The 16,177-nt window shown below is 67.5% G+C and carries 12 protein-coding genes; 3 read left to right on the top strand and 9 right to left on the bottom strand.

The genetic code is table 11. The features are described 5' to 3' along the window. Nucleotides 1–53: 53 nt before the first annotated feature. The 9 genes from ISF28_RS03530 to ISF28_RS03490 form a co-directional block, all read right to left on the bottom strand. Nucleotides 54–992, bottom strand: coding sequence for a carbohydrate kinase family protein (locus tag ISF28_RS03530; RefSeq protein WP_198115779.1), 939 nt, complete (start codon nt 990–992; stop codon nt 54–56). Between the two features lie 8 nt (nt 993–1,000). Continuing rightward, on the bottom strand, nt 1,001–2,524 hold the full coding sequence (locus ISF28_RS03525; RefSeq protein WP_198115778.1) for a DUF3426 domain-containing protein: 1,524 nt from the start codon (nt 2,522–2,524) through the stop codon (nt 1,001–1,003). 3 nt (nt 2,525–2,527) lie between these two features. Further along, complete coding sequence (gene prmA / locus ISF28_RS03520) at nt 2,528–3,451, bottom strand: 50S ribosomal protein L11 methyltransferase (RefSeq protein WP_198115777.1); 924 nt, start codon at nt 3,449–3,451, stop codon at nt 2,528–2,530. Beyond that, entirely contained in the window at nt 3,448–4,857 is a 1,410-nt protein-coding gene (gene accC, locus ISF28_RS03515; protein WP_198115776.1) for an acetyl-CoA carboxylase biotin carboxylase subunit, read from the bottom strand. The genes prmA and accC overlap by 4 nt, the downstream gene beginning before the upstream one ends. Before the next feature lie 73 nt (nt 4,858–4,930). Beyond that, entirely contained in the window at nt 4,931–5,395 is a 465-nt protein-coding gene (accB, locus tag ISF28_RS03510; protein ID WP_198115775.1) for an acetyl-CoA carboxylase biotin carboxyl carrier protein, read from the bottom strand. Between the two features lie 88 nt (nt 5,396–5,483). Beyond that, complete coding sequence (aroQ, locus tag ISF28_RS03505; protein ID WP_198115774.1) at nt 5,484–5,921, bottom strand: type II 3-dehydroquinate dehydratase; 438 nt, start codon at nt 5,919–5,921, stop codon at nt 5,484–5,486. Nucleotides 5,922–6,040: 119 nt separating this feature from the next. After that, on the bottom strand, nt 6,041–6,595 hold the full coding sequence (locus ISF28_RS03500; RefSeq protein WP_198115773.1) for a TlpA family protein disulfide reductase: 555 nt from the start codon (nt 6,593–6,595) through the stop codon (nt 6,041–6,043). Then, the gene (locus ISF28_RS03495) at nt 6,588–7,217 is read right to left on the bottom strand and encodes a hypothetical protein (RefSeq protein ID WP_198115772.1); all 630 of its coding nucleotides are present in this window, start codon (nt 7,215–7,217) and stop codon (nt 6,588–6,590) included. Before ISF28_RS03495 ends, ISF28_RS03500 begins: the two co-directional genes overlap by 8 nt. Before the next feature lie 63 nt (nt 7,218–7,280). Next, on the bottom strand, nt 7,281–13,430 hold the full coding sequence (locus ISF28_RS03490) for an AAA family ATPase (RefSeq protein WP_198115771.1): 6,150 nt from the start codon (nt 13,428–13,430) through the stop codon (nt 7,281–7,283). Between the two features lie 171 nt (nt 13,431–13,601). On the opposite strand from ISF28_RS03490, the gene mpl reads away from it, so the two are divergent. From mpl to ISF28_RS03475, 3 genes are read left to right on the top strand one after another with little or no spacing between them, the layout of a single operon-like run. Next, nucleotides 13,602–14,972 carry a UDP-N-acetylmuramate:L-alanyl-gamma-D-glutamyl-meso-diaminopimelate ligase gene (mpl, locus tag ISF28_RS03485; protein ID WP_198115770.1) on the top strand — a complete coding sequence of 457 codons (1,371 nt, stop codon included), beginning with the start codon at nt 13,602–13,604 and terminating at the stop codon, nt 14,970–14,972. After that, nucleotides 14,969–15,598, top strand: coding sequence for a YqiA/YcfP family alpha/beta fold hydrolase (locus ISF28_RS03480; RefSeq protein ID WP_198115769.1), 630 nt, complete (start codon nt 14,969–14,971; stop codon nt 15,596–15,598). Before mpl ends, ISF28_RS03480 begins: the two co-directional genes overlap by 4 nt. Further along, nucleotides 15,595–16,176, top strand: a complete 582-nt coding sequence (locus tag ISF28_RS03475) for a chorismate--pyruvate lyase family protein (protein ID WP_198115768.1) — start codon at nt 15,595–15,597, stop codon at nt 16,174–16,176. The genes ISF28_RS03480 and ISF28_RS03475 overlap by 4 nt, the downstream gene beginning before the upstream one ends. Nucleotide 16,177: the final 1 nt, after the last annotated feature.

The following is a 16,177-nucleotide window of genomic DNA, read 5'->3' as shown; positions in this document are numbered from 1 at the left end:
ACAAAGCGCGCCGGCCCGCGAGGGCTGGCGCGCCTTGTTGTCGGTGCGTCGGATCAGAAGCGGTAGCCGAAGGCCGCCTCGAAGCGGTCCGCGATCTCTTGCTGCGTGAAGCTGTGGTTCTGGCCGCCCTGGTGGGCGATCTTGATGGCGCCCAGCAGGCTGGCCAGGCGGCCCGTCGTGGGCCAGTCGAGATTGTTGGCGATGCCGTGCAGCAGGCCGGCGCGATAGGCGTCGCCGCACCCCGTCGGATCGACCACGCTGGCCGCGGGCACGGCCGGGATCTTGTGGTGCTCGCCGCCGGCATAGATGTCGGAGCCTTGCTCGCCGCGGGTGACGATCAGCGCGTCCAGGCGCGCCGCGACGTCCTGCAGGGCCAGGCCGGTGCGGTCCATCACCATCTCGAATTCGTAGTCGTTGCAGGCCAGGTAGCTGGCCTGGTCGATGAAGGTCAGCAGTTCGTCGCCGCTGAACATCGGCAGCTGCTGGCCCGGATCGAAGATGAACGGCACGCCGCGCTCGGCGCAGTCGCGCGCGTGCTTGATCATGCCGTCGCGGCCGTCCGGCGCGATGATCGCGACGCGCAGCGGCAGGTAGTCGGCCAGGCTGTTCTCGTGCGAGAACTGCATCGCGCCAGGGTGGAAGGCGTTGATCTGGTTGTTGTCCAGGTCGGCCGTGACGAAGCACTGGGCCGTGTACGCATGGGCGATCGTGCGGACCGCGTTCGTGGCGAGGCCTTGCTGCTCCATGCGGTCGAGGTATTCGCCGCCGTCCTGGCCGATGGTACCCATGATCAGCGGCTCGCCGCCCAGCAGCTTGAGGTTGTAGGCGATGTTGACGGCGCAGCCGCCGTATTCCGTGCGCAGCGTGGGCACGAGGAACGAGACGTTCACGCGGTGCAGCTGGTCGGCCAGCAGGGTTTCGCCGAAGCGGCCGTGGTATTGCATGATCTTGTCGAAGGCGATCGAGCCGCAGATCAGCGCGGTCTTGGTCATGGGAAGCCTCAAGGATAGAAAACGAAAGTGTGATAGCCGGACGGCTGCAGGCCGGCCAGCGTGAAATGCAGCGCGACCGGCTGTTCCGAGTGCGGACCGAAACCGCTTGCCGCCGGCGTGCCGTGCGGCAGATAGTCGGCCGGCGCCAGGACCCGGCGCAGCACCGGCTTGTCGTTGGCGTCGGTCAGCTCGAGCTCGATGCTGGGCCAGGCCTGCACGAGATTACCCTGGTTGCGCAGCAGCGTATTGAGCGCGTAGGTGCCCGGGCCCAGCGAGGTCAGCTCGCCCGTCTCGATGACGAGGTTCTCGGCCAGCGCCGGCAACTCGACGCGGCAGCCCAGCACGGCGCAGGCGGCGGCCAGCGCCGGCTTCATGGCCGGATGCTGCGCCGCCAGCACGTTGCGGAAATTCAGGACCACCTGGGCCGCGAGCGCGAGCAGCAGCACGAGGCTGCCCGCCGCCATCAGCAGGCGCCGCGTGCGGCCCATGCGCTCCTGGCGGCGGCTGCGCTTGACGAATTCCGGCTCGTCGGTGTCGCCGTCGGCCGCCAGGCGCAGCCTGGGCGGCTCGATCTTCGTCGGCGTCAGCTTGGAGCGGCGCGCGCGCGCCTCGGATGCCCGGGCGGCCTTGCTGCGCGCCGGCTTCACGGGCGGGATCATCGTGGGCGCCGGCGTGGACGGTTCGCTGCCGGCCGACGCGCGCAAGGGGAGAAACGCGGGCGGATTGTCGGCGGCGGGTGCGGGGGCGGCCGGCACGGACGGCTCCGGCGGCTGCGGCGGCTCCGGCATCGGCGCGGGCGGCGTCGCTTCCGGCTCACGCTCCGGCTCCGGCTCCGGCGCAGGTTCCGGTTCCGGCTCCGGTTCGTAGTCGGGCAGCGGCTGGGCGACGATCTCCTCGTCGACCGGCAGGCCGAAGCTCGGTTCGACGCGGCCGGCGGGCGCGTAGGCGCTGGCGGGCGGCGGGGGCGCGACGGCGTCCGCGGGCGTCTCGCCGGCGGGTTCGGGAGCGGCTTCGGCAGGCGCCTCCGGCGCGGTCTCGACGGCCGGTTCCGGGTGCGGCTCGGCGTGCCCGGCCGCGATATCGGCAGGGACGACATCTTCAGCCGCAACGTCCGGCTGCGCGGCGGGCGGCTCGTCGGCGGGGACGGGCGCCTCGTCCGGGGCCGCCGGTTCCGTTTCCTCGGCGTCGGACGCGCGCGGGCCGCCCGTGCGCCACACGTGCGCGCGCGGTGTGGGGACGTGGGCGGGTGCGGCGGGCGGGATGTCGACGGGTGCGGGCGGCGGCGTTTCGTCCGCCACCTTCGGCAGGATGCCGAGTGGATCGAACGTATGACCGAGGTCGAGCGTGTAGACGGGCAGCGCGTCGTCGTCCCGGGCCGGCGCGGCCGGCTTGTCCAGGTCGATCAGGTGGGCGTTGCCGTCAAAGATGCGCTGGCAGGCACCGCAGCGGACGATGCCGCCGCGGAGCTTGAGCTGGTCCGCGGCAACGCGGAACGTGGTGTGGCAATGCGGGCACTGGGTGGCGAGCGCCATGCCTTATTTGCTGCTATCGCGACCGAGCTGCCCGTGCAGGGCGACCCAGCCGTCCAGCTCGGCCCAGACGTCCAGCTTGATGAACGGCGCGTAGGCCGCGGCCACTTCCTCGGCCTGGCGCGCCAGCACGCCCGACAGGATCAGGAAACCGCCGTCGGCCACGCGGCCCGAGAGCATGGGCGCCATCAGCTTCAATGGGCTCGACAGGATGTTCGCGACGACGATGTCGAAACGTTCGCTACCGTGCTTCGACGCGACGAAGTCGTCCGGCACAAAGAAGTCGATCTCGCAGCGGTTGCGCTCCGCGTTCAGCTTCGCCGATTCGATCGCCTGCTCGTCGATGTCGACGCCGGTGACGTTGGCCGCACCGAGCTTCTTGGCGACCATTGCCAGGATGCCGGAGCCGCAGCCGTAGTCCAGCACGGACTTGCCCGGAGCGGGGTGCGCTTCCAGCCACTCCATGCACAGGCGCGTGGTCGGATGGCTGCCCGTGCCGAACGCGAGGCCGGGGTCGACTTCGAGGATCAGCGCGTCGGGATCCGGGGCTTCGTGCCAGCTCGGCACGACCCAGATGTTCTTGCCGATGTGGATCGGCTCGAATTGCGATTGCGTCAGGCGCACCCAGTCGGCGTCGGCCACGGGGCGGGTGGCGAAGGCCGGCGCCTGCGCGAGGCCGATGGCGGCGGCTGCCTCGGCCACGATCGCGGCCTGGTCGGCATCCTCGTCCGTCAGCGCGACGACGCGGCTGTGGTCCCACGCGGCTTCCTTGGGCACCATGCCCGGTTCGCCGAACAGGGGCTTTTCCGCGTCCGTGCCTTCGTCCGCATCTTCCACCGAGACCGACAGCGCGCCCGCGTCCATCAGGGCGTCGGACAGCCCCTCGGCGTGCTCGCGTGCGATCTCGATGATGACTTCAGTCCAACTCATTGATCAGCCTTTGCGTCTGCGGCCTCGGATTTGGCGCCGATCGCGCCATCCTTCGGCAGGTCCGGCTTGTGGGCCAGCTTCTGCTCCAGGTAATGGATGTTGGTGCCGCCCTCGATGAAGCGGGCGTCGACCATCAGTTCGCGGTGCAGCGGGATGTTGGTCAGGATACCCTCGACGACCATTTCCGACAACGCGATCTGCATGCGGCGGATCGCCTGGTCGCGCGTGGCGCCGTAGGCAATCACCTTGCCGACCATCGAATCGTAGTTCGGCGGGACGTAATAGCCGGCGTACGCGTGCGAATCGACGCGGATGCCGGGGCCTCCCGGCGGATGCCAGCCGGTGATGCGGCCTGGCGACGGGATGAACTTGAACGGGTCTTCCGCGTTGATGCGGCACTCGATCGCGTGGCCCGACAGCATGATGTCGCGCTGGCGGAAGCGCAGTTTTTCGCCGCAGGCGATGCGGATCTGTTCCTGCACGATGTCGATGCCGGTGATCATTTCCGTGACCGGGTGTTCGACCTGCACGCGGGTGTTCATCTCGATGAAGTAGAACTCGCCGTTCTCGTACAGGAATTCGAACGTGCCGGCGCCGCGGTAGCCGATCTTGCGGCAGGCTTCGGCGCAGCGGTCGCCGATCTTCTCGATCAGCTTGCGCGGGATGCCCGGCGCCGGCGCTTCCTCGATGACCTTCTGGTGGCGGCGCTGCATGGAGCAGTCGCGCTCGCCCAGCCAGACGGCTTGCTTGTGCTCGTCGGCGAGGACCTGGATTTCCACGTGGCGCGGATTTTCCAGGAATTTCTCCATATAGACTTCCGGATTGCCGAACGCGGTGCCGGCTTCCGCCTTGGTCATCGCGACGGCGTTCAGCAGCGCGGCTTCCGTGTGCACGACGCGCATGCCGCGGCCGCCGCCGCCGCCGGCGGCCTTGATGATGACCGGGTAGCCGACGCGGCGCGCGGTCTGGATGATTTCCTTCGGATCGTCGGGCAGGGCGCCGTCCGAACCCGGCACGCAGGGCACGCCGGCGCGGATCATCGCCTGCTTGGCGGAGACCTTGTCGCCCATCAGGCGGATCGATTCCGGACGGGGGCCGATGAAGACGAAGCCCGATTTTTCGACGCGTTCGGCGAAGTCGGCGTTTTCCGACAGGAAGCCGTAGCCGGGGTGGATCGCCTCGGCGTCCGTGACTTCGGCCGCGCTGATGATCGCCGGCATGCTCAGGTAGCTCTGCGCGGAGGGCGCCGGGCCGATGCAGACGGACTCGTCGGCCAGCTTCACGTACTTGGCGTCCTTGTCCGCCTCGGAGTGCACGACGACCGTCTTGATGCCCATCTCGCGGCAGGCGCGCTGGATACGCAACGCGATTTCACCACGATTGGCGATAAGAATTTTTTCAAACATGGTAAGTTCGGTGTTTCTTTGAGTGCCGGCGGCATGCCGGGAGGGCGCGGTCGAGCGACCGCGCCGGGAGACGTTAGCCGATCACGAACAGCGGCTGGCCGAATTCGACGGGCTGACCGTTTTCCACCAGGATCTTGGTGATGGTGCCGGAGGCATCGGCATCGATTTCGTTCAGGAGCTTCATCGCTTCGATGATGCACAGCGTGTCGCCTTCCTTCACGGTCGCGCCGACTTCGACGAACGCCGGGGCGCCCGGCGCCGAGGAGCGGTAGAAGGTGCCGACCATCGGCGACTTGACGACGTGGCCGGTGGGCTCTGCCGGCGCGGCCGGGGCAGCGGCGGGGGCGGCGGCTGGCATCGGCATGGCCGGTGCCGAGAATTGCTGGACGCCTTGCTGCGGCAGCATGACCATCTGATTCTGCGGGATTGCCGAGGACTTGACGATGCGGACCTTGCTTTCGCCTTCGGTCACTTCGAGTTCGGCGATGTCCGACTCGGCGACGAGGTCGATCAGTGTCTTGAGTTTTCTTAGATCCATGTGAAACCCCTTGGAATTATTTGTTTAAGAGCATATGGCGCGTCGGGTGGTACGCACTTGTGCGCGGAATGCGTGAAGTTGACGTAGATTAACGCTGTTTCAGCGCGAAGTCGATGGCAAAGCGATATCCATCCGCTCCCAGCCCGCAGATCGTGCCTTGCGCGATCGCCGACAAAAACGAGTGGTGCCGGAACTCCTCGCGCTTGTAAATATTAGAGATGTGTACTTCCACGAACGGAATGTCCACCCCCGCCAGCGCATCGCGCAGCGCGACGCTGGTATGGGTGAGTCCGCCCGGATTGATGACGATCGCGTCGACGCCTTCCTGGCGGGCCGCGTGAATACGGTCGATCAGCGCTCCTTCATGGTTGCTCTGGAAGCAGACGATTTCCGCCCCGGCCGCTTGTGCCTGGGCGGTGGCGGCCCGCTCGATGTCGGCCAGCGTCGTCGCGCCGTACACCGCAGGCTCACGTGTCCCCAGCAAATTCAGGTTGGGGCCATTGAGCAGCAGTAGCTTTTTCGCCATATAGAACCGTCTGTTTGCCCGAAAGACAGGCATTTTGCCGCCAACGTTACGTGTTGGCAAGCGATAAAAAGAAGTCGGAAAATAAGTGCACGACCGTTCGCGGGCCGGGGCCCCGCCGCCTACAGCTTGGCCAGGTCGGCGCGCACTTGATCGAACTTGAGACGCCCCAGATAAGTCTTGCGGACTTGCCCATCTGCGCCGATCAGCACGGTAAATGGCAATCCGCCCTGGGCATTGCCGAGATCGCGCGCCAGGTCGGTGCCGCCCATGCCGCCTACGTACAATGGGTAGGAAATCTTGATTTTGCGGGCAAACTCGACGAGGTTCGAGGGGGAATCGATGCCGATGCCGATCACATTGAAATGCTTGCCGCCGTCCTGGGCCGCCAGCTGGGACAATTCCGGCATCTCCGACACGCACGGCGCGCACCACGAGGCCCAGAAGTTCACGAGCAGCGGCTTGCCTTTCCACTGGCCCAGCGGCTGCGGCTTGCCGGCGAGGTCGTTCAGCGAGGATGCATACAAATTCGTGACCGCCGTGTGCGGCCGGCCGTCCGTCGGCTTGTAGGTCGTCGTCAGCGGGCCCTTGGCGTCCTGCTTGACGCCGGCGATGGCGCCGAGCACGGTGAAGGCGGCGGCCAGGATCACATAACCGGTTAAATGCTTTTTATTCATCTCGTTCGGGGGAGTCGTTGGACATCAGGGTGCGGACGGTCGCGGCATCGGCACGGTGCAGGCGGCCGTCGGCGCGGGGTTTCAGGGCGCCCCGCAGGTCGTTCATCTCGTACAGCTCCGCGTGCACCATCTCTTTTTGCCACATGAAGCTGACCGTTTCCACCGGATCGTGGCGGCCGCCCTTGAAATGGGGCGTCTCCGAAATGTCGATATTGACGTTGCGGTTCAGGAGCCAGATTTCGACATCCTTGGCGCTATCGGCAAACAATTGCAGGTGGATGTCGTCATGTTCGCCCGCCGTGCCATTCAATACGGCACCGGTGAGATAAGGGCGGAATTCGGCCAGCATCTCCATCACGTCGAGCGCCGCGCCGCGCATGTGCTTTACGCGCGCGGCCTGGGCGGGTCCCTGGAACAGGGCCTGGTAGCGGCGGACTTCGTCCTCGACTTGCAGATTGTCCGGCAAATAATTCGGTGAGGGACGGTCCACGCCGAGCACCTGGCGTGCCGCCTTCGTCTTTGCCGTGGAATAGTCCGCCCCGTCCTGGGCGATCATGCGGGCGGCCGTCGCGGCGATGCGTGCACGCACCTGTTGGAGGTCGTCATTTGAATTGGGCATCATGTTCGAGATCATACTCTTGAAAGGAAAATGGCACCGCGCGGGGTGCGTCCCGGCATCGCGGCGTCACGGGCCCGAATCGCTTGTCCGGTAGCCTTCCACCAGACTCAGGACGGCCTTGGATTGATAGCCCCTGGCCAGCGCGCTCAACTGGTCGGCAAAGGGGCGGTAGCGTTCGTCCTGTCCGGCCAGGCGCTCGACTTGCGCCATGATCTCCTGCATATTGCCCAGCCGGGCCAGCCGGTACAACGATTCCATCTCCTCCGCCGGCGGCACGACGACCGGGCCGCCGGCCGGACGCGGTGCCGGTTTCGCGACGCCATGCGTCCATTCCAGGTGCAGCAGCCCGGCCATCAGCGCCAGCAGCTTGTCCGTGTCGAGCGGCTTCGGCAGGAAGGCATTCATGCCAGCCGCCAGGCATTGCTCGCTGTCGCTGGTCGATACGCTGGCCGACAACGCGACGATCGGCACGTCCCGGAAGGCGTCCTGCCGGCGCAACCTGCGGGCGACCTCCAGCCCGTCCGGCCCCGGCATGGCGATGTCCAGCAGGATCAGGTCGGGATGCAGGCGGTGGACGGTCTCGAGTGCAGCCTGGCCGTCGGCCGCCTCGGTCACGTCGAAGCCGAGCGACGTCAGCAGGTCGGTCGCAACCGCCCGGTTCTCGGGCACGTCGTCGACCACCAGCACTTTCTTGCGCGGTCCCGCATAGCCGGTCACGTTCGCGGACGTCGCCGCGGCCGCCGGCGCCGGCAGCGGCGGCGCCGTTACCTCGAAACGGAAGGTGCTGCCCCGGCCGACCCGGCTGTCGACCTGGATCTCGCCGCCCATCAGGCGCACGTATTGACGGCTGATCGCCAGGCCCAGGCCGGTGCCCGCCATGTGCCGCCGCACGTCGCCGGCCTGCTCGAACGGCTCGAAGATCGCTTCCAGCCGATCAGAGGGGATGCCGATGCCGGTGTCGCGCACTTCGAAGCCGAGTCTATCCGGCGGCATGAAGCGCGCTTGCAGCGTGACCTGGCCGGCGTCCGTGAACTTGACGGCGTTGGACAGCAGGTTGAGCAAGACCTGGCGCAGCCGTTTCTCGTCGGCCCGCACCCACGCCGGCAGGTCGGGCGCGAGATCGCACGCCATGTGCAAGTTCTTTTGCGCGGCTTTCACCCCCACGATGTCGGCCACGGTCTGCACGAACCGGACGAGCTGGACGTCGACCGGGTAGAGCTCCATCTTGCCGGCTTCGATCTTGGCCATGTCCAGGATATCGTTGATGAGGGTGAGCAAGTGCTCGCCGCTCTTGCGGATGACGTTGACCGCGGCCAGTTGCCGCTCGCCCAGTGCCGGGTCGCGTTCCAGCACCTGGGCATAGCCGAGGATGCCGTTCAAGGGCGTGCGCAGTTCGTGGCTCATGTTCGCCACGAAGGCGCTCTTGGCGCGGTTGGCCGCCTCGGCCGCCTGCCGGGCCTGCCGCTCTTCCTCGGCGCGCCTGCGCTCGGACAGGTCCAGCACGAAGGCGACGCCATGGTCCGGCGAGTCGTCGAACAGGACGGCGCCGAGCAGCACGGGCAGGCGGGTGCCGTCCTTGCGCAGGAATTCCTTTTCGTAGGGCGTGCTCGTCCGGGTGGCGCGCACTTCTTCCAGTTTTTGCGCATCGATCGCCTTGTATTCCGGCAGCGTCATGCGTTCCCAGTGCACCTCTCCGGCCAGCAACTCCTGGCGCGAGTAGCCGACCATCCGCAGGAACGCTTCGTTGGCGTCGGTGATGCTGCCGTCCATGCCCCAGAAAACGATGCCGATGATGTTCGATTCCACCAGCTTGCGGATGCGGGCTTCGCGCGCCTGCAGGCTGGCGTACAGCGTGGCGTTTTCCAGGGAAATGGCGGCCTGGGACGCGAGCAGTTCCAGCACGGCGAGGTGGTCGCGCGTGAAGGCCCGCGGGGCCAGGCGGTTTTCCAGGTACAGGATGCCGACCAGGTTCGCCTGCTTGATGAGGGGGATGCACAGGATCGATTTCGGCGACTGCGTCTCGAAATACGGATCTTCGGAAAACAGGTGAGGCGCGCCGGCGTCGTCCAGCAGGACGCTGGTCCGGACCCGCGCCACGTAACGCAACAGCGAGGCGGGCAGCGCCGCCGAACTCGCCGGGCCGGGCCGCATGACGACGTCGACGTCGGCCCGGGCGCTGGTCGCTTCCGCTTCGACCTGGAACTCGCCTTCCTTGGGCAGGATCAGCAAGCCGCGGTCGGCGCCGGCGTGCTCGATGGTCATGCGCATCAGGGTCTCGATCAGCGCGGGCAGCACGATTTCCCGCGAGACCGCCTGCGACGCCTTCACGACCGTGGTGATGTCCAGTTGCCGGTTCGACGTGTCGGCCGCCGCCGGGGCCGTCGCGGACGGGCGGTTGCCGGCCGGCCGGGCATGGCGCCGGTCGAGCTGGGACACCTTGGCATCCGCGCCATAGCGGGCGTAGCCGGCGCGCGCCTGCCGCAGGTAGGTGTTGGCGATCTCCGCGAAACCGCGCGCCCGGTAGAAATCCGCCGCGAGTTCGTAGGCCAGGGCTTCGACCTGCATGAGGCCCTGTTCGCGCGCGGCGCCGATCGCGTCCTCGTAGTGGCGCATCGCCTCCATGTCCCGGTGGCCGATACGGGCGATCTCGGCGGCGATGAGCGCGGCGCGGCTCCGGAAGTTTTCCGGGCAGTTCGCCGCCCAGGCGGCGATCTGGCGGTGGTGCGCGGCGAGGGCTTGCAGCAGCTCGGGCCGCGCGCCGTCGGGCGCGTTGTCGTAGCGGGCCGCGCTCGCCAGCGCGCAAAAGAAGTGATACACGGCCAACTCGAAAAACGAGGGCACGGTCCAGAGCAACGCGTGCGCATGCGCCGCCGCGTCGAGGGCGCCGGCGGCGTCGCCGTCGAAGAAGCGGATCTGCAGCGTGCGGATCCAGTAGGCGCAGTGCGAGACGGCCACGTGCGGATCGCCTGCGAGGTGCAGCCGGAACTCGTCCTCGCTGCAGGCCACGTTGCCGGACAAGCGGAACTGCTGCGGCAGCCCGCGCAGGGCCCGCATGAGCATCAACTGTCCGTTCATGGTGGCGATGACGAGGCCGAACCGGGCCTTCTGCGCGAAGCCGAACAGATGCTCGGCCTCCTGCTGCACCTCGCCGAGCGGGGCGCCGTGCGCGAGCCGCAGCGTGATCAGGCAGTTGCAGCAATAGGACGCGTACACCAGGTTGCCGCTCTCGCGGGCCGCGTCGAAAGCGCGGCGCACGGCGTCGATGCCGATCGTCACGTGGCGCGCCCACGGACTGATCAGGAAGCCGAACCCCAGATAGGTCTGCGCCTTGAAGCGCTGCAAGCCGCGCTGCTCGAGCAGGTCCAGGCCCAGCTTGCCGAACCGGTATCCGGCCCGGTAGTCGCCGAAGTGCGGGCCCAGCACCGTGCCCAGGACGATATAGCCGAGACAGGACGCGTCGCTGTTGCCGTGTTCCATGCTGATGTTCGCCATGCGCGCGCCGATGAGGCAGAGGAGATTCGCATCCGTGTGCAGCGCCGGCCCCTGGCCCCACATGAGGACTTCGAGCGTGCCGCGCCATTGCGCCTCGGTCGTCAACGGCAAGTCGATGAGGTCCTCGATGGCGCGGCCGTCGATGCGCCGCCACATCGTGTCGAATTCGCGCCGGACGTCGTCCTCCGTCGGGTGCGGCGACCATTCGATGCCGAGGCGGCGCAGATAGTCGATCACCGCCGCGACGCTGCGGTCCGGCCGGTCCAGCATCGCCTGCAGCGCGATCTGGGCCGAGGCGACGGCGGCCGCGTCCACCAGGCCGGCCGCGCGCCGCGCCAGCATGGCCAGCCGTTCTTCCGCCACCGCCGTCCGGCCGCTCAACGTTTCGCATTCCGCCCGCCCCAGTTCCAGCGCGAAGGTGAGGGCGTAGCGGCTGTCCCAGCAGTCGTGCGGGAGCAGGCCGCAGCCGGTGCTGAAAAAGACCAGGGCCGACGCGTACGCGGTCGCCGCCTTGGCGCGCTTGCCGGCCGCGAGATTCAGTTCGGCCAGGTGCACCTGTTCCGCGGGCGCCGTCATCAGGGCGGCACCGCGGTTGAGCTGGCCCACGATCTCGAAGATGTTCTCCGCCAGTTCTTGCGGCGGCGTATGGGCCAGCAGCAGCCGGCCGATATGCAGGTGCACGGCCGCCCGTCCGGCCGCGGGGATGAGCGAATAGGCGGCCTCCTGGACGCAATCGTGGAGGAAGGCGTAGCACGTGTCCTGCCGCCACACGAGGCCGACACGGAGCGCTTCCCACAGCGCCCGGTGGCACGCTTCCTCCGTTTCGCCCCGCACCATGGCCAGCGTGGCCACGTCGCCGCTGTTGCCGAGACAGGCCAGCTGGCGCAGCGCGTCCCGGGTCGCGGCGGGCAGGCGGGCGAGTTTTTCGACCAGCAGGTCGACGACGTTGTCCGTGTAACCCTTGGCGCGGATGCGCTCGAGATCCCACGTCCAGGCCGCCTTGCGCGCGTCGAAGGCGAGCAGGCCCTCGTCGTGCAGCGCCAGGAGGAACTGGATGGCGAAAAATGGATTGCCGCCCGTCTTGGCGTGGACCAGCGCCGCCAGCGGTTCGACGGCGCGGCGCTTGCGGTGCAGCGTATCGGTCAGGATGTCGGCCACGCTGTCCACCGGCAGCGGGGCGAGGACAATCTCCGTCACACCGGTGCCGGCGCGCCGGATCGCATCCAGCCGCGGCAGGAGGGGATGATCGGGGCCCACTTCGTTGTCCCGGTAGGCGCCGACCAGCAGCAGATAGCGCACTTCCTCCTCGGTCATCACGTCGTGCAGGACGCGCAGCGTGGCCGCATCCAGCCATTGCAGGTCGTCGAGGAACAGGACGAGCGGGTGCGCGGCCTGGGCGAACACGGACAGGAATTTCTTGAACACCCGCTGGAAGCGGTTTTGCGCCTCCACCGGCGGCAGGTCCGGCACCGGCGCCTGCGCGCCGATGATGATTTCCAGTTCCGGCACCAGGTCGACCATCAACCGGCCGTGGGGATGGACGGCTTCCAGCAGCGCGTCGCGCCAACGGCCCAGTTCGGCTTCGCTGGTGCCGAGGAGCCGGTGCACGAGGGTCTGGAAAGCGTGGGCGAGCGGCGCGTAGGGAATGTCCCGCTTGTATTGATCGAATTTGCCGGACGCGAACAAGCCCCGGGGCGCCACGATTGCCCGCTGCAGTTCGTTGACGACCGCCGATTTGCCGATGCCGGCATAGCCGGAGATCAGCGCCAGCTTGCTGTTGCCGGTCGCGACCATGTCGTCGAAGGTGGCCACCAGGCAGCGCACCTGGGCTTCGCGCCCGTACAGCCGCTCGGGCACCCGCAGTTGTTCCGAGACGTCCCGGCTGCCGAGCCGGAACGGCCGGATCTTCCCCTGCGCCAGCCATTTTTCCTGGCAGCGGCGCAAGTCCGCCACGAGGCCGGCTGCGGACTGGTAGCGCGCCTCGGGCATCTTGGCGAGCAGCTTCATGACAATGGCCGAGACCGGTTCCGGCAGGCCGGGGATTCTTTCGGCGGGCGGAACGGGCTGGCGCGCGATATGGCAGTGGATGCTTTCCAGCGGATCGGTGGTGGCGAACGGCAGTTCGCCCGTGAGCATGCGGTAGAGAATGATGCCCAGCGCGTAGAAATCGCAGCGCGCGTCGACCGAACGGTTCATGCGGCCGGTCTGCTCCGGCGCCAGGTAGGGCAGGGAGCCGGCGATGATCTCGGACGGTTCCGGCACGTGGCGGTCGCACGGCAGCCGGGACGCGCGGCCGAATCCCAGCAGGCGGACCTCGTGGCCCCGCACGACGACGTGGGACGGATTGAGGTCCTTGTGGATGAGTCCACAGGCGTGGACCCGGCCCAGGGCGGTGGCCAGCGGAATGGCGAGTGCGAGCACGGTGGCCAGGTCGAGGGCCGTCCCGAGCCGGCTTTCGAGCAACTCGCCGCCGGGATCGTCGAGCAGCAGCATGAGCCTGCCCGCCTCGTGCATCAGGGCGCGGGGACACACTGCCCATGCCGGGTCCAGCTCCGATTTCAGCGCGTATTCGCGTTCCAGGCGGGCAAGCGCCGCCGGTGCCGGATGCTCGTCGAGCGCCGCCAGCATCAGGAAGGAGGTGGCGTCGCCGGCAAATCCCCGATACAGGGCGAGTTCGCCGTCCTGCCCGAGCATTTCCAGGGACTTTCCCTGAAATTTGGTCATCGTCTGTATCGCCGTCCGGGACTGTTCTCGAACGGACAAAACCGTTGACAACGATTATATAGGTTCGTGCCGGTTCGGGAGCACGGCCTTACCGCTAACTAAAGTGCGGGGAGGGAGGTGTTTGGTAGAATCGCGTATTCGCTTTCACAGCCACCTTTATTTCGGCACGTCATGCACATCCATATCCTCGGCATTTGCGGCACCTTCATGGGCGGCCTCGCGGTGCTGGCCAAAGAGGCCGGCCACCGCGTCACCGGGTGCGACGCCAACGTCTACCCGCCGATGAGCACCCAGCTCGAAGCCCAGGGCATCGAACTGATCCAGGGGTACGGGCCCGAACAGGTGAGCCTGAACCCGGACTTGTACGTCGTCGGCAACGTCATGACGCGCGGCAATCCGCTCGTCGAGGAAATCCTGAACCGCGGCCTGCCGTACGTATCTGGCCCGCAATGGATTGGCGACCACATTCTGCGCAATAAATGGGTGCTCGCGGTCGCGGGGACGCACGGCAAGACGACGACGTCGTCGATGCTGGCATGGATCCTGGAAGACGCCGGTTATTCGCCGGGCTTCCTGATCGGCGGCGTGCCGCTGAACTTCGGCGTGTCGGCGCGCCTGTCCGGCGACACCGATTCGGATTTCTTCGTCATCGAGGCGGACGAGTACGACACGGCGTTCTTCGACAAGCGTTCGAAATTCGTCCACTACCACGCGAAGACGGCCGTACTGAATAACCTGGAATACGATCACGCCGACATCTTCCCCGACATCGGCGCCATCGAGACGCAATTCCACCACCTCGTGCGCACGGTGCCTGGCGTCGGCCGCATCGTCGTGAACGGCGACGAGGCGTCGCTGGCGCGCGTCCTCAAGCGCGGCTGCTGGAGCGAGAAGGAAACCTTCGGCGCGTCCGAAGGCGTGGACTGGAGCCTCGTCGAGCATCCGGGCGGTTCCAGCTTCGACGTGCTCTTCAAGGGCGACAACCAGGGCACCGTCCACTGGGACCTGACGGGCCACCACAACCGCAGCAACGCGCTGGCCGCCATCGCTTGCGCCCGCCACGTCGGCGTGCCGCCCGCGCAGGCGATCGATTCGCTGGCGCGCTTCCAGAGCGTCAAGCGGCGCATGGAAGTGCGCGGCAAGGTCAAGGGCGTGACCGTGTACGACGACTTCGCGCACCACCCGACCGCGATCGCGACCACCGTCGGCGGCCTGCGCCAGAAGATTGGGACGAGCGGCCGGATTCTCGCCGTGCTGGAGCCGCGCTCGAACACGATGAAGCTGGGCGCGATGAAGGATGCGCTGCCGGGCAGCCTCAAGGATGCCGACCTCGTGTTCGGCTTCGGCAGCCAGCAGGCGCTGGGGTGGTCGCTGGCGGACGCGTTGAAACCGCTGGGCGCCAATGCGCACAGCTTCGACCAGCTCGACTACATGGTGCAGGCGATCGTCCAGGCCGCCCAGCCGGGCGACCACATCCTCGTGATGAGCAATGGCGGCTTCGGCGGCGTCCACCAGAAGCTGCTGGAGGCGCTGGCGGCATGAGCGGGACACGCCATCTACTCTACCTGCACGGCTTCCGGTCGTCGCCGCGCTCGTTCAAGGCACGCGTCGTGCAGCAGCGCATGGCGGCGGCCGGCCGCGCGGGCGACCTGATTTGCCCGCAACTGCCACCGTCGCCGAAGGCCGCGATGGATCTCGTGCTGACGTTGGTCGAGCGGCATGCGGCACAGGGCGAAAATGCGCTGGCGATCGTCGGTTCGTCGCTGGGCGGCTTCTACGCGACGTGGCTGGCGGAACGCTTCGGCTGCCGCGCGGCGCTGATCAACCCGGCCGTCGATCCGTTGCAAGACCTCGACCAGCACGTCGGCGTCACGACGGCCTGGCATACGGGCGAGCCGTTCGAATTCAAGCGCGAGTACATCGATGAGCTGGCCGCATTGAAGGTCGGCACCATCACGCGGCCGGAGCGCTATTTCCTGCTGGCCGCAACCGGCGACGAGGTGTTGGACTACCGCGACATGGTTGCACATTACAGGGGCGCGCACCAGCACGTCATCCAGGGCAGCGACCACGCCGTGTCGGAATTCGAGCAGTATGTCGATGAGGTGCTGGCGTTTTGCCTGGGTGATCATCAGCAAGGCGGCGCCGGATCGGACCCGGCAAGGTGAGGCCGGCATCGCTGCGCCGGGCCCGCTGGCTGGCGCATGCGGGCGGCGTGGGCGCGCCGGCCGCGATGCGCGACTGGCTGACGACACCGGGCTCGCTGACGGCGCGCCTGATCGCGCACAGCCATCATTTTCGCGTCCAGAAATTGCGCCAGGCGGGCAATGTGTGCTTGGCGGACGAGGCCGGCGCCATCGGCCTGGCGCGGCCCCGGCACGTGTGGGAACGCGAAGTGCTGCTGCGCTGCGACGGCCGGCCGGTCGTGTACGGCCACACCGTCGTGCCGATGAGCGCGAGCGCGAGCGACTGGCCATTGTTTTCGGCGCTGGGCGAACGTTCGCTCGGCTCCACGCTGTTCTACGACCCGAGGGTCACGCGCGGCGAGCTTGAATTCGCGCGGCTGCGTCCCGGTCATCCGTTGCTGGCGCGGGTGCATGCGGCGCTCGGCCGGGATGGTCCGACGGACGCAACCTATTTTGCGCGGCGTTGCGTGTATCGCCGCCGCCAGGGCCTGCTGCTGGTCACCGAGGTGTTTTTGCCCGAGGTGCTCGACCTGGCCGCAACCAATATGAATACGAAATAAA

Source organism: Massilia rhizosphaerae, from assembly GCF_016093545.1.
GTDB lineage: Bacteria > Pseudomonadota > Gammaproteobacteria > Burkholderiales > Burkholderiaceae_D > Telluria > Telluria rhizosphaerae.
Note: the sequence above shows the minus strand (reverse complement) of the source record. Positions and strands in the feature narration are given on the sequence as shown.

Bases quoted from the DNA above. Each gene is read 5' to 3' on its own strand.
- ISF28_RS03480 (WP_198115769.1), top strand. From the start codon at position 14,969: ATGAGCGGGACACGCCATCTACTCTACCTGCACGGCTTCCGGTCGTCG.
- prmA (WP_198115777.1), bottom strand. From the start codon at position 3,451: ATGAGTTGGACTGAAGTCATCATCGAGATCGCACGCGAGCACGCCGAG.
- accC (WP_198115776.1), bottom strand. From the start codon at position 4,857: ATGTTTGAAAAAATTCTTATCGCCAATCGTGGTGAAATCGCGTTGCGT.
- ISF28_RS03525 (WP_198115778.1), bottom strand. From the start codon at position 2,524: ATGGCGCTCGCCACCCAGTGCCCGCATTGCCACACCACGTTCCGCGTT.
- mpl (WP_198115770.1), top strand. From the start codon at position 13,602: ATGCACATCCATATCCTCGGCATTTGCGGCACCTTCATGGGCGGCCTC.
- ISF28_RS03500 (WP_198115773.1), bottom strand. From the start codon at position 6,595: ATGAATAAAAAGCATTTAACCGGTTATGTGATCCTGGCCGCCGCCTTC.
- ISF28_RS03495 (WP_198115772.1), bottom strand. From the start codon at position 7,217: ATGATGCCCAATTCAAATGACGACCTCCAACAGGTGCGTGCACGCATC.
- ISF28_RS03530 (WP_198115779.1), bottom strand. From the start codon at position 992: ATGACCAAGACCGCGCTGATCTGCGGCTCGATCGCCTTCGACAAGATC.
- accB (WP_198115775.1), bottom strand. From the start codon at position 5,395: ATGGATCTAAGAAAACTCAAGACACTGATCGACCTCGTCGCCGAGTCG.
- ISF28_RS03490 (WP_198115771.1), bottom strand. From the start codon at position 13,430: ATGACCAAATTTCAGGGAAAGTCCCTGGAAATGCTCGGGCAGGACGGC.
- aroQ (WP_198115774.1), bottom strand. From the start codon at position 5,921: ATGGCGAAAAAGCTACTGCTGCTCAATGGCCCCAACCTGAATTTGCTG.